15 protein-coding genes are annotated in these 13,769 nt (G+C 34.5%); 8 read left to right on the plus strand and 7 right to left on the minus strand.

Features of this window, described 5'->3' with window-relative positions; translation table 11 throughout:
* The 5 genes from ACKXGU_RS07735 to ACKXGU_RS07755 are packed head-to-tail and all read left to right on the plus strand — an operon-like array spanning position 1 to position 5,099.
* Positions 1 to 873, plus strand: coding sequence for a cupin-like domain-containing protein (locus ACKXGU_RS07735; RefSeq protein ID WP_463464773.1), 873 nt, complete (start codon positions 1 to 3; stop codon positions 871 to 873).
* Positions 874 to 877: 4 nt separating this feature from the next.
* Positions 878 to 2,548 carry a C45 family autoproteolytic acyltransferase/hydolase gene (locus ACKXGU_RS07740; protein WP_463464774.1) on the plus strand — a complete coding sequence of 557 codons (1,671 nt, stop codon included), beginning with the start codon at positions 878 to 880 and terminating at the stop codon, positions 2,546 to 2,548.
* On the plus strand, positions 2,545 to 3,840 hold the full coding sequence (flxY, locus tag ACKXGU_RS07745) for a flexirubin biosynthesis putative acyl-CoA ligase FlxY (protein WP_463464775.1): 1,296 nt from the start codon (positions 2,545 to 2,547) through the stop codon (positions 3,838 to 3,840). The genes ACKXGU_RS07740 and flxY overlap by 4 nt, the downstream gene beginning before the upstream one ends.
* A gap of 36 nt (positions 3,841 to 3,876) precedes the next feature.
* Positions 3,877 to 4,563, plus strand: coding sequence for a PoNe immunity protein domain-containing protein (locus ACKXGU_RS07750; protein ID WP_463464776.1), 687 nt, complete (start codon positions 3,877 to 3,879; stop codon positions 4,561 to 4,563).
* A 59-nt stretch (positions 4,564 to 4,622) separates the two neighbouring features.
* Complete coding sequence (locus tag ACKXGU_RS07755) at positions 4,623 to 5,099, plus strand: DinB family protein (RefSeq protein ID WP_463464777.1); 477 nt, start codon at positions 4,623 to 4,625, stop codon at positions 5,097 to 5,099.
* A gap of 10 nt (positions 5,100 to 5,109) precedes the next feature.
* Here the strand turns inward: ACKXGU_RS07755 and ACKXGU_RS07760 are convergent, their stop codons facing one another.
* The 7 genes from ACKXGU_RS07760 to ACKXGU_RS07790 form a co-directional block, all read right to left on the minus strand.
* A complete protein-coding gene (locus tag ACKXGU_RS07760) occupies positions 5,110 to 5,649 on the minus strand; it encodes a YceI family protein (protein WP_463464778.1) in 540 nt (179 codons plus the stop codon).
* A 13-nt stretch (positions 5,650 to 5,662) separates the two neighbouring features.
* The gene (locus ACKXGU_RS07765) at positions 5,663 to 6,028 is read right to left on the minus strand and encodes a hypothetical protein (protein ID WP_463464779.1); all 366 of its coding nucleotides are present in this window, start codon (positions 6,026 to 6,028) and stop codon (positions 5,663 to 5,665) included.
* 9 nt (positions 6,029 to 6,037) lie between these two features.
* Positions 6,038 to 6,889, minus strand: a complete 852-nt coding sequence (locus tag ACKXGU_RS07770) for a DUF5777 family beta-barrel protein (protein ID WP_463464780.1) — start codon at positions 6,887 to 6,889, stop codon at positions 6,038 to 6,040.
* A gap of 38 nt (positions 6,890 to 6,927) precedes the next feature.
* Positions 6,928 to 7,521 carry a T9SS type A sorting domain-containing protein gene (locus ACKXGU_RS07775; RefSeq protein ID WP_463464781.1) on the minus strand — a complete coding sequence of 198 codons (594 nt, stop codon included), beginning with the start codon at positions 7,519 to 7,521 and terminating at the stop codon, positions 6,928 to 6,930.
* Between the two features lie 15 nt (positions 7,522 to 7,536).
* A complete protein-coding gene (locus ACKXGU_RS07780; RefSeq protein WP_463464782.1) occupies positions 7,537 to 7,917 on the minus strand; it encodes an OB-fold protein in 381 nt (126 codons plus the stop codon).
* A gap of 101 nt (positions 7,918 to 8,018) precedes the next feature.
* Entirely contained in the window at positions 8,019 to 8,492 is a 474-nt protein-coding gene (locus ACKXGU_RS07785; RefSeq protein ID WP_463464783.1) for a hypothetical protein, read from the minus strand.
* A gap of 33 nt (positions 8,493 to 8,525) precedes the next feature.
* Positions 8,526 to 9,596 (minus strand): hypothetical protein, encoded by a 1,071-nt coding sequence (locus tag ACKXGU_RS07790; protein ID WP_463464784.1) that lies wholly within the window; start codon positions 9,594 to 9,596, stop codon positions 8,526 to 8,528.
* Positions 9,597 to 9,696: 100 nt separating this feature from the next.
* Between ACKXGU_RS07790 and ACKXGU_RS07795 the strand changes: the two genes are divergently transcribed.
* The 3 genes from ACKXGU_RS07795 to ACKXGU_RS07805 are packed head-to-tail and all read left to right on the plus strand — an operon-like array spanning position 9,697 to position 13,670.
* A complete protein-coding gene (locus ACKXGU_RS07795) occupies positions 9,697 to 10,221 on the plus strand; it encodes an RNA polymerase sigma factor (RefSeq protein ID WP_463464785.1) in 525 nt (174 codons plus the stop codon).
* 49 nt (positions 10,222 to 10,270) lie between these two features.
* Positions 10,271 to 11,182, plus strand: a complete 912-nt coding sequence (locus tag ACKXGU_RS07800) for a FecR family protein (protein WP_463464786.1) — start codon at positions 10,271 to 10,273, stop codon at positions 11,180 to 11,182.
* Complete coding sequence (locus ACKXGU_RS07805) at positions 11,166 to 13,670, plus strand: TonB-dependent receptor (protein ID WP_463464787.1); 2,505 nt, start codon at positions 11,166 to 11,168, stop codon at positions 13,668 to 13,670. The genes ACKXGU_RS07800 and ACKXGU_RS07805 overlap by 17 nt, the downstream gene beginning before the upstream one ends.
* The last annotated feature ends 99 nt before the right edge of the window (positions 13,671 to 13,769 follow it).

Below are 13,769 nucleotides of genomic sequence, written 5' to 3' on the forward strand. Positions count from 1 at the left end.
ATGGCAGCTATTAAAACACAGCCCATAACGCGCATTAAGGAAATCTCAAAAGCAGATTTTATCAAGTATTACTATAAGCCTCAAGTACCGGTTTTAATTGAAGGCCTGACCAAAGATTGGCCTGCTCATAAAAAATGGAATATTGAATATATTCAAAGTTTAGCTGGTGATCAAATTGTCCCATTGTACAATAATGAACCAACAAAGGGAAAGCAAAAATCGGCGGAACCAACTACCGAAATGAAGCTCTATGACTATTTAGAACTCATTAAGTCCAAACCAACCGATTTACGAATCTTCTTTTATGACCTTATGAAGAATATGCCTGTATTGGCTAAAGATTTTGATTATCCAGACATAGGTCTCAAATTTTTTAAGCGATTACCTGTTATGTTCTTTGGAAGTAAAGGATCCAAAGTATTGCCTCATTATGATATGGATTTGGCAGATTTGGTGCATTTTCATTTTCATGGCAATAAAAAAGTGGTACTTTTTGCGCCTAGTCAAACGAAATATCTATATAAAGTTCCCTATGCGGTACACAATGTAGAAGCTATTGATTTAGACAATCCTGATTTTGAAAAATATCCTGCATTAAAAAACCTTGAAGGATTGGAAATTGAAATGAAACATGGTGATGCACTTTATATGCCGAGCGGTTATTGGCATTATATCACCTATTTAAACGGTGGTTTTTCCATGACGTTGCGTGCTTTTTCAAAAAAGCCACAAGTACTATTAAGAATGTTATACAATGTGTTTTTTATGAGGCATTTTGAGAATAAAATGCGAAAATGGAAAGGTCAAAAATGGATTGATTACAAAGATCAAAAGGCTATTAGAAGAACCAACAAACTAGTTTCAAAACAATAGAATCATGTCTCTAAAAAAAAATGTTGTTGGTCTTTTTGTACTATGTATTCTTACTTCCTGTGGTGTTTCCAAATCATTGGAAGACGTTCCCGACGTTAGTCATTATAACCAAACCAAACCTCAAAGAATAGCGACTTCCGATTCCACCTATAAAACATCAAATGCCTTCATTACAGGCAATAAATATGGTCAATGGGAATTGTTTGCTGCTGGAGACCCTTATCAAATTGGGTTGCAATCAGGAGCCGTAAGTCAGGAACTTTTTGAAGAACAGGAACGCGCATTTTTGAGTAAGGTTGATGAAATTGTCCCCTCAAAGTTTAAACAATATTTACTCCGGAAAGTTTTGGCTTGGTATAATCGGAAAATGTACCAACATGTGCCAGAAGAATATAAAGCTGAAATATTGGGCATTTCTAAATATGCTGGTGATGATTATGATTATGTAGCCGATGATTATTTGAGAATGCTCTATTTACATAGCGCTCATGACATAGGTCACGCCCTACAGGATTTGGCATTGGTTGGCTGTTCGTCTTTTGCTGCCTGGGGAGATAAAACAGAAGATGGGCATTTGATCATTGGACGAAATTTTGATTTTTACGCAGGTGATGCCTTTGCCAAAAACAAAATCATTGCTTTTATGCAGCCCACCAATGGTCATAAATTCATTTCCGTTACCTGGCCAGGAATGATTGGCGTTGTTTCAGGTATGAACGAAAAAGGATTGACAGTAACCATCAATGCTGGAAAGTCTGATATTCCTTGGTCTGCTAAAACACCCATTTCAATATTAACGCGTGAGATTCTGCAATATGCGGCAACAATTGATGAGGCCATTGAAATTGCCAAAAAGAGGCAAGTTTTTGTTTCCGAATCCATATTAATTGGCAGTGCTATAGATAACCGTGCCATAACTATTGAAGTGTCACCTGAAAACTTTGGAATCTATCAAGTAGACAATTCCAATGAGCTGATTTGTTCCAATCATTTTCAAAGTAATGCCTATGCCAACGACGAAAATAACATCAAACATAAAGCTGAAAGCCATTCACAATATCGTTACGAGCGTATGGAGGAGCTATTGAATGACACTCCAAAGCTCACGCCGAAAGTGGCCGTAGGCATCTTACGAAACACCAAAGGCTTGGATGACGAATCCATTGGTTATGGCAATGAAAAAGCATTAAATCAGCTCTTGGCACATCACGGTATTGTATTTAAACCGCATGAAAGATTGGTGTGGGTTTCAGCTAATCCTTATCAATTAGGAGCCTTTGTGGCTTATGATCTCAATACAGTTTTTCAGGAAGCACTAAAAAACAGTTCTGGAAAATCGCTTCACAATGAAGTCCTGACCATTGAAGCCGATCCATTTCTATATACGGAAGCCTATAAAAACTATGAGCGAAATCGAATTTTAAGTCGCGAGATTTCGAAAGCGATTAAAAATGAAGAAAACGTTACCCCTGAAACATTAAAAGAGTTTCAACAAACCAATCCTGACTATTGGGAGGTGTACTATATTATCGGTAAGTATAACTACGAAAAAAAGTACTATCGAGCTGCTTTAAATGCCTTTGAAATGGCAAAAACCAAAGAAATAACTACGGTTCCAGATAGGGAACAAATTGATTTATATATTAAAAAAATTAAAAGACGATTGAACGAATGATTCCAGAAATAGAACTAGCGTCTAAAGAAACTATAAAAAGCTTTCAAGAAAGTAAGTTACAAGATTTATTGGCCTATTTGAATAAGAATTCCACGTATTATCAAGGTGTTTTTAAAGCTCACAACATAGATATTTCTGAAATTAAGAAACTGGAAGATTTAAACCAGATTCCTGTTACAACAAAAGATGATTTACAACAACATAATGATGATTTTTTGTGTGTGCCCAAAGAAGATATCATTGATTATGTAACGACATCAGGAACATTAGGCGATCCTGTTATTTTCGCCCTTACTGATAACGATTTAAGCCGTTTGGCATACAACGAAGCCATTTCATTTGCCTGTTCCGGAGTTACCAAAACAGATGTCATGCAATTAATGACGACCATCGATAGGCGTTTTATGGCTGGTCTTGCCTATTTTTTAGGTGCCAGACAATTAGGCGCTGGTATCATTCGCGTGGGTGCTGGAATTCCGGAATTACAATGGGACTCTATTTTGAAATTTAAACCTACCTATTTAATTGCCGTACCATCATTTTTGTTGAAACTCATTGAATATGCCAAGCAACATGATATTGATATCAATCAATCCGGTGTTAAAGGTGCTATCTGCATTGGCGAACCTTTACGAAATCAAGATTTCACCTTAAACACATTGGCACAAAAAATTACGGATAACTGGAATATTGAGCTCTATTCAACCTATGCCTCCACTGAAATGAATACCGCCTTTAATGAATGTGAAGCGCAACGTGGTGGTCACCATCATCCAGAACTTATCATAGCGGAAATTTTAGATGATGATAATAATCCCGTTGCTGATGGCGAAATAGGTGAATTGACCATCACTACTTTGGGCGTGGAAGGTATGCCGCTGTTACGCTTTAAAACAGGCGACATGGTAACAGCACACACCGAAGCCTGTTCTTGTGGCCGAAACACCATGCGCTTGGGCCCTGTGGTTGGTCGTAAAAAACAAATGATAAAATATAAGGGTACAACCTTATATCCACCTGCCATGGATAATATTCTAAATGACTTTACCGAAGTTCAAGGCTATGTTATTGAAATATCTAAAAACGCTATTGGCACTGATGAAATTTGCATAAAAATAGCCTCCAAAAACCCAAATGATAAGTTACTATCCAATATCAAGGACCACTTTCGGGCCAAGTTACGGGTTTCTCCTACCATTGAATTTCATGATAAAGAAACCATACAAAAATTACAGTTTCCTGTTATGAGTCGAAAACCTATTTTATTGATTGATAAGCGGAAACAGGAATAAATCCTAAAAAACTAATTCCAAATTAGAATATTTTGTATGCGAGATAACAGAAAAGATTTAAGCTATTTTCAAAACCATTCTAAAAAACAGGTAAATGGAATAAAATTGTTTAAAGAAGCTTTTGATAAAGGAGGAGAAGGAAGACTAACTAAAGAAGAAGCTGCCAAAACGATAATAATGTATTATACAAATTTATTGGGTTCTAAATACTCAATGGGGTCTTATGAAAATGAGCTGCGTATAATAGTATTAGAAATGCTACCCTATTTGGAATTCTTTGAAACTTCAAATTATTATGTTCAATTATTGTGGTTGTTATCAATAGCCTATATATTAGAAATAGAGGCTGAAAAATTAGAAGTTTTAAAACAGAAAATCATAGAAAACAAATATGATGATTATGTAGTCAGTACTATTTTAAATGCCATTTTTAATGATGTTAGTATCAAGACAAGCTTTAACTGGCCTACTCCCTATGCTAAATTAAAACCAGTATTGGATGCAAAGGAAAATGCAGGCATAAAGGATATTGAAAAGTATTTAAAATCATATTGGTACAAAGGACATAGCGATTCTTCTTGGTATGAGAGTCATAAAAGAGATAAATTGGCTTATGCTGGTTATTGGAGTTTTGAAACGGCAGCTTTGGTTAAGCTTTTTAATTTGGATGATGAAGGCTTGAAAGATGTAGATTATTATCCGTATGATTTATTGCATGCTTAAGACTATAATAAATTAACTTTCTCTATCTTAATCATTTAAATCAATTTTTTTTAAAACCAATGGAAAAACCCAACGAAATTGCTAATCGTTTTAGAGAGGTTCTCCTCAATGGCACTTGGATAGCTAATACCAACTACCAAGATCAACTATCCAATGTCACATGGCAACAAGCTATAACAAAAGTAAGCTCATTAAATACCATAGCCCTTTTGGCTTTTCATATCAACTATTACATAGCGGGTGTTTTGAATGTTTTTAAAGGTGGAAATCTTGAGATTCGGGATAAATACAGTTTTGATATGCCCGAAATAACTTCAGAAGAACAATGGAACACCTTATTGGAAACTATGTGGCAAAATGCCGAAGAATTTGCGCAATATGTTGAAAAAATGAACGAAGAACAATTGGATAGTTCATTTGTTGACCCAAAATATGGCACATATCGTAGAAATATTGAAGCCTTAATTGAGCATAGTTATTACCATTTGGGGCAAGTATCTTTAATCAAGAAAATGATTTTAGAAAAGGCAAACTAATAGTACCTAATCACTTCTCTAACAATTCAAACTCAAAAGTTACTGCAACTTCATTAGATAGTTTATTACTGACTATTTTTGGGATTTCAATTTTAAAATCAGATGCTAATACGTTAAAGTTTCCCGTAAGTTTCAAAGTATTATCTATTTCCGATAGGGTTACTTTAATACCCTTTAAAGATTTAGATACGCCGTGAAATGTTAAGGTTCCATCAATAGTGTAAGTGCCTGATAATTTATCACTCGAAAAGTTTTTAAATGTGCCTTTAAATGTCGCTTTCGGATAGGTATTGGACTCGGCATAATTTTCATTAAAATGCTCTTCCATCAAAGCGTTTTTAAACCGAAATCCCTTTACTAATATCAACGCAGCAAACTCACCGTTTTCCGAGTTCAAGATGGCGGTTGTTGACGCATTGGTAGCTTTGACCTCCTCAAATGAAGGCACGGAAGCTTCAAAAGTTACATTTCCTGTTTTGGTCATATACTTGCTTTGAGCCTGTGCAAGTAATGCAAACCCCAAGAACATAATACATACAATTTTTTTCATAGTTCTCTTTTTGTTATTCTTCCTGAAGACCTTCGGCCTCCCATAATATAACCGTATCGATTAAATTTTGGGGTAATCTGGGGCCTCCAAATGGCATTAAAAATCCTAAATTATCGGATGATATTCTATCTATCAATCCTCTATTCTCAACAGCATCTCTGACATTTTCGTAAGTAATGAGCGCCATTGGCGCTCCATTTTCTGGAGGATTTGAATGACAGCTAATACAATTATTATCAATAATCGATTTTACATGGCCTACATAAGTTACCATGTCATCAGGCAAAACCGTTTGCTCTATGAGGTCTTCCTCACTGACGGATGTGCAGCCAAAAACTATCAATATGCTCAAAGTGAAAATTATACTGTTTGGTTTCATACTATTTGATTAAAAAACACGACTTAAATTAAATCCAAAATAAATATCGCCTTCACTCCAATCACCAGTAGACTGACCTAAAAAGGTATTAGTGTTCATAGGCTGTGCATTGGTAAAATGCATTTGAAAAACGTGTCCGCCTGTTTCCAAATCAATCCCAATGGACAGTGGATTTCTAAATGGTGAATTGGAAGCTCTATTTAAATGCCATCCATAATCAGCATTTAAAGACCAGCGCTTACCTAACTTATAACGTCCTCCAAAACCTAGTGCAAACTGCGAATTATCTTGATCGTTAATCATGACATAGTTATCATGAAAAAACGTTGGCGCGATTTCTAATGACAACTTTTCACTCATTTTTCTTGAAACCAATATTTGAGCGGTATATCCCAAACGATGTTTGAACTCCAATTTTGGCAAATTGTCCTCATCCAAAGCCGTATTGATTAAAATGGAATTAAAGCCAACTACAGTAAATGGAAAACCATTATTTTCTTGCCTTAAAATGCGATACTTGAGAGAGCCTTCGTAAATTTTTTGATAGGAACTTCTTGAAATACCTATGTTAAACCCATCTGATATTCCATATATAAAATTTAGTCGCGTAACGGCATCATCTAAACCAAAAAACGTGTCAAACCCATTTTCAATACTTCCGAATCTATGTGCTACTACCAGCGTAAACTCCTTTTTGGCCACCAATTTGGTTGACTCAAAATTGACGATTTTTAATCCTTTGAAAGCTGCTGTTGTATAAGAGCTAATCACAGAATCAGAATCAATTTCATCAAGCAAATCTTCTTGAGCCCAGGAAACACTTATAGAAAAAACACATATTAGGAACCATAACGTTTTCATAACCTGATTGAAAATGAAATTTGACACGCAATTCATCACTATTGAATGATTAATCTTTTTGTAATGGTATTTTCTTCAAATTCCAAACGGATTAAATACATACCGGATCCTATTCCAGAAACATCAATATCTAATTCTTGATTTGAATTTGCGAGGGTTCTATTAAAAACCATTTTGCCTGTTAAATCAACTATCTTCAATTGGCCATTAGTAAATCCGTTTGGCAAACCAATCGTTAAATTGGTATTTACTGGATTCGGAGTTAACCTAACAGATGCACTGTTAAATTCATCAACACTTAAACCTTGCTGAACGGTAATAACACCAGACATGCTTCCTGCACCATGAATTCCACAGAAATAAGGGTTAACACCTTCTACTGTAAATGTGTATGAATATGTCTGTCCCAAACCTGTGAGTATACCACTATTAAAGGTTTCTGTGCTACCGGTGTTATTTTCAACCGTGTGTGGCACATCATCAGTCCATGTCCATCTCACAGTATCGCCCACATCAATGGTCAAATCAGCTTCTGGACTGGTAAAGTTTCGTTCCCAAATAAGATCATGGGTTGTTTGAGCTTGCAATCCAATTGTTAATACAATGGCAAGCATAAGTAATCTTGTCTTCATAATTTTTGGTTTTAATTAATTAATAATATGGCATTGGTCTAATTTGATTTCTTCCAATAAATCATCATAGCCCAAAAACCGTCCTTTTATTGTTATGTTTTTTGAGTTCTGTAGTATGGGGTCTATTTTATCTTGAAATTGGCAAAACACCGAATTATCCAATACTATTGCATGACTCTCTACTTGAGTTGTGGTGCCAGATATTGTAATCGTCTGATCTAAATATTTGGATTCGGAATCTTCTGAATTAATTTGAAATTCCTCTAAAATATTCTTGGATGTTACTGAAAAGGCCGATGCTTCAGACTGAATATCTCTATGATCTTGATACACATAGTTATATCCTAGAATCCCAATAAGAATGAGTAATAATATTAAAATGCTCCAATTACGCATGAATATTGTTTTTAAAAACTGCCCCAACTATCTTCCAAATTGGAGCAGTCAGCTATTAATCAATATAATTTGGGAGCAATAAAGTAGGCTGTGTTTTTTGTCTAGTTACGTTCGAATGTCAAAGTATCAATACCGCCATTTCCACCACTTACATCACGTAATTGAATTCTATCGGCTGAATGAGAAACAATGTCCCAGTCGTCGTTAAGGTCTTCAAAATCATTTGTATCCGGTACATTGAAAAGGATGTTGAAATCAATGTCATCGCTACTATCATCGTTACTGTTGCTATCGGTTACTGACCAAGACCCAGATTCGGTATTATTGCCATTGGTTGCCGTAATTGTTCCATTTGTCCCAAAGGTGAAATTGTAACCCGTAAAATTGTTGGTTTCGTCTTGACCGGAATCCACAAAACTAGTAATACGCCAAGTTCCAGATTCAGCCTGGTTTTCTATTTGCTGAATTACTGCGCCTGTATTATTTGAGGAATTATCATCATCCGATGAACACGATGTTAATATCATAGCCAGACTTAACCCTAACATCATTCCGTTTAAAATTGCTTTTTTCATAATTTTTGCTCTTTATTTGATAATTGTTTTTAGTTAATTGCAAGTGCTTTCATACCGTAGCCTATCGTCATCTCCAACACGAAGATCTACTTTAGTTTCACCACTTGAGTCTTGTATTTCATGAAGTCCCCAGTTATTATTGCATAATGGTAATGTGGGTATGTCTATAATAACCGTTATCTCATTTCCTGAACCTTCTGTTGACCAGGTTCCATAATAATTGTTGGAGTTATATACTGATACAATGGTTCCATCGCTCATGAAGTTGAAAACATAGCCATAATAAGCATCATCCAAATCAACACCATCTCTTTCAAGTTTATCGACTATCCAATCTGAACATCCCGTAAGAATATCTTCTAATTGGTTTGAAGTACAGTTATTACAATCATCATCGTTAAAATCATAATCATCATCTTCATCACAACTGTCGGAAAAGTTGGTAATCGTTGCCTCCAGCTCCATTAAATTATTAATGGTTAATTGTGTTCCATCATAAAGAATCATAGAAATTGGAAAAGCAATTGCCACAATATCATTACTATCGATATTGTTGATAAAGGCATACAGCTCGTAATCATTTTGAAGGGAAACAGTGTTAATTAGTTCGTTATTGGTATTAAAAATCGATGCGCCAATTGGGTATACAAAATCAAGACATTCAATATCATCATCAATAATATTCTCGCCATTACAATTGGAGGCATAATTTGATAATTCCAAGTAATCATTAATAATGACTTCGGTAAAATCTGATAAAATAATAGTTATGGGATACGAAAAGAAAATGGTATCCACATCCGTATCCGATTCCTCAAAAATGATTTCAACAATATTCAGGTCACTGTCATTGTTTATAACTACTTCCTGGCCATTAGCAGTGACGGTTACTGGAAACTGAACATTGAAACAATTGGCATAATCTAAAATATTGTCGTTGGAACCATCGTTTAATGCCGTAAGTTTCATAAGACTGGCCACATTTGAATTGGGTACCAAAGTATTTTCTGGAGGAGATTCTATGCGCTCCAATTCTTCTTTTCTACAGCTCGTGAATAAAATCAGCACTGATAAAACTAATATGAAATACGATTTTAAGTTCATTTTATAAATCTGCTATTTGAACATAAAACAACCTTCTTTTAAAAACTCCTGAAAAAAAATTAAAAAATTTCAATACTTTTATGAGCAATCAAAACAATCCATGCCTAAAGAACTTCACGAAAATATATGTAGCGACACGGTTTTTGAGCAGATTTATAATAAATATTCCAAAGACTTAAACGATTTTTTGTTCTACAAATATGGTTCTGACCTAAATCCTGCAGACAAAGCTCAAGATGCCTTTATAAAGCTCTGGGACAACTGTAAAAAGGTAAGCTTTAGCAAAGCCAAATCATTCTTATTTACGGTAGCCAACAATTTAATGCTGAATGAAGTAAAGCATCAAAAAGTCGTTTTAAAATACCAAAAAATACAACCCGATAATACCACGCATGAAACGCCTGAATTTCTATTGGAAAAAGAGCAATATTTAGAACGCTATAAAATGGTACTGGAAAGTTTAACAGAAGAACAACGTGTTGCTTTTTTATTAAATAAAGTTGAAGGAAAAAAACATAGTGAGATTGCCGATATGTTAGGAGTAACTCAAAAAGTGGTTGAATATAGAATTTACAGTGCTTTTAAAATTTTAAAAACCGAATTGGAAAATTTTTCAATAAAATAATCAGGAGAAATGTGGATTAAGTTGTTTAATAGTAAATGCGAATCATTTTATGGAAAATGAACATTTAATAAAAAAATGGCTAAATAACGAATTAACCCCTGAAGAAGAAGTAATCTTTAAGGGCTCTGATGACTATTCTAAAAATCAAGCTATTATTGATGATGCTAAAGCATTCAAAGCCTCACATTTTTATCAATTAGATGATTTTGCCAATTTCAAAAAGCACTACAATGTGAACCAAAAAACGAGCAAGCAATTAAATTGGAAATCACCTTTTTTAAGGATTGCGAGTGTTATTGTTGTAGCCTTATGTGTCTATTCCGTTTTTTATTTTAACAATACCTCTGAAATAAAAACGCTAGCTGCTCAAAAAACAACTTTTGAACTTCCCGACGCCTCAAGCGTCACCTTGAATAGTGTTTCTGAAGTTTCCTTTAATAAACGCAACTGGGATTCCAATAGGTCATTGAATTTAAAAGGAGAAGCTTTCTTTAAGGTCTCTAAAGGGAATACTTTTGATGTTGTTACATCAGCAGGTATAGTTACAGTTGTTGGCACACAATTTAATGTCAAACAGCGTCAAAATTTCTTTTATGTTGAATGTTATGAAGGTATTGTGAGTGTGACATCTGATACGATTACCAGAAAGCTTCGCGCTGGAGATTCATTTAAAATTTACAACGGAATGTTTTCTGAAGATCATTCCGATTTAATGGAGCCTAAATGGATCGGTAATTCCAGTACCTTTCATGCCATTGCCATAAAAGACGTACTTTCTGAATTGGAAAGACAGTATGATATAGAAATAATACTTCAAGATGTTGATATTGAAAAATTATTCACTGGCACTTTTACGCACAACAATTTAGAGCAAGCCCTTATTTCCATTACACAACCAATGAATTTAAGCTATGAAATAAATTCTTCCAATCGTGTTGTACTGTATGAAAATAAGAACTAAACTTTTTTTTATTAGTACTATTGTCTGTTTGCTGCATTCCTTTCAGGCATTTACCCAAAATGAAACAGACTCGATATTATTGCACGATGTCCTTGAGGCGGCAGAAAAAAAATACGAAGTCCAGTTTAATTATGCCGAAGATGTAATTGCAGACATTCATATTTCGCCTCCTACTGATGATTTGTCTGTTGAAGAATTAATCATTTTTTTAGAAACACAATCGAAACTCATATTTTCAAGATTAAGTGATTCTATTATTTTGATAAAGCATAGACCTAAAAATCTAATCTGCGGTTATATTAAAAGTTCCGTCGATAATTTACCTATACCATTAGCCACGCTCCAAAAAGGGGCGGAAGGCATTGTAGCCGACAATAGTGGCTATTTTGAAATACCAGATTATAACCCTAATGGCACCTATGAAATAAGAGCTTTAGGCTATAAAAGCATGATCCTGAATTTACAGGATTATAATTTAAACAGCTGTTTTACCATACTTTTAGAACCCGACATTGAAGCATTATCAGAAATTTTCATATCAAACTATATTACGAAAGGAATTAGCAAACTCAACAATGGGTCCTTTAATATTAATATAGAGGAGTTTGAAATTTTACCTGGTTTGATTGATGCCGACGTACTAAATTCGGTTCAGGCATTTCCTGGCATCCTAAGTGTATCTGAAACAGTATCCAATATCAACATTCGCGGCGGATCACATGACCAAAATCTTATTTTATGGGACAATATCAAAATGTATCAATCGGGTCATTTTTTCGGACTCATTTCCATGTATAATCCTCAAATAACACAAAACGTCTCATTATTTAAAAACGGAACCGATGTTACTTTTTCCGATGGTGTTTCTGGAACTATTGCCATGTACACCGAGAAAAAATTGAACAAAGTATTTAACGGCAGTATTGGTATAAATTTAATTGACGCCAATGGATTTGCCGATGTACCATTAGGTGAAAAATCGTCATTGCAAATAGCCGCCAGAAAATCAATAAGTGATTTCACGAAAACCCCTACTTACGATCAGTTTTTTAAACGTATTTCTCAAAATAATGAATTACAAAATGACATAAACTCTGATCAGGAATTTGATTTTTATGATGCATCCCTGCGATGGATTTATAAAATTAATGACAATAATGAATTAAGGCTTAACTTCATTAACGTTTCCAATAATTTAGTATTCAACGAAAATGAAACTGTCAATGCCGTTGAAGCCTCACGAGAGAGTAGTGTTTCTCAAAGTAGTATTGCAGGTGGATTACAATATCTAAGACAATGGAACGCTAACTTCAATACGACACTTGAAGTTTATGAAACAGATTATAAACTAGAATCCATTAACGCCAACATTACAGAATCACAACGCTTTTTACAAAAAAATCAGGTTTCTGAAACCAGTCTCAAATTAATAGCCGAGCAAAAACTCAACGAGAAATCACATGCAACCTTTGGATACCATTTTACCGAAACCGAAGTCACCAATTTAGATGATGTTGATGTTCCAAGATATAAATTACTGGTTTCTGAAGTATTGAGGGAGCATAGTGCGTTTGCCAAACTCAATTGGAAAACCTTAAATAAAAAAACCCATGTGGATTTAGGGTTTCGGTATGCGTATTTAAATGAGTTTCAAAAACATTTTCTGGAACCCAGGTTGAGTGTGACTCATAAGCTTTCAAATAGTTTGTCCATTGAAGCTTTAGGCGAATTCAAACACCAAAACACCTCTCAAATAATTAACTTTCAAAACGATTTTTTAGGAGTTGAAAAAAGACGTTGGCAATTAACAGATAACGACTCTATTCCAATAATAAAAAGCAAACAATTATCATTAGGAATAAATTTTGATAATAATGACTTTTTGTTAAGCTTAGAAGGTTACTATAAAAAAGTCAGTGGAATAACCTCTCAGAGTCAAGGTTTTCAAAATGACTTTGAGTTTGCCAAAACATCAGGCAATTATGAAGTTTATGGTATTGACTTTTTGACAAGAAAGCGTTTTGATGCATTCAATTTATGGTTAAGTTACTCCTATATGGATAACAAATACCATTTTAAAGAGCTTTATGAAGATGGATTCCCAAGTAATTTTGATATTACACATGCCATAACATTTGGGTCTTCCTATACAATTAATAAATTTAAATTGGCAGCAGGTTTGAACTGGCGAACCGGAAAGCCATTAACAGAACCCATTGATGGCAATGAAGTTGTCAATAATACAATAAACTATGCCTCTCCTAATTCTTCATCATTGGAATCCTATTTTCGAGTAGATTTATCGGCACTTTACTATCTCGATATTGGGAAAAAATTAAAAGGCCAATTTGGAGCTTCTGTTTGGAATGTATTCGGAAAGGACAATGTCATCAATAGATACTACCGATTAAGCAACATAAACCTTGTTGAGATAAACGAACTGTCTTTAGGTTTTGTTCCGAATGTATCCGCTAGAATTCTATTTTGAACGTATTGAAGAAGTTCACTAATGTAACTTCATAATTCAGTTACATCTCTTGAAATTACTGTTCAAAATTATCACACCTAACTTGCTTCCCTAAATAAG

It is taken from the genome of Hanstruepera sp. CR43 (assembly GCF_055227665.1).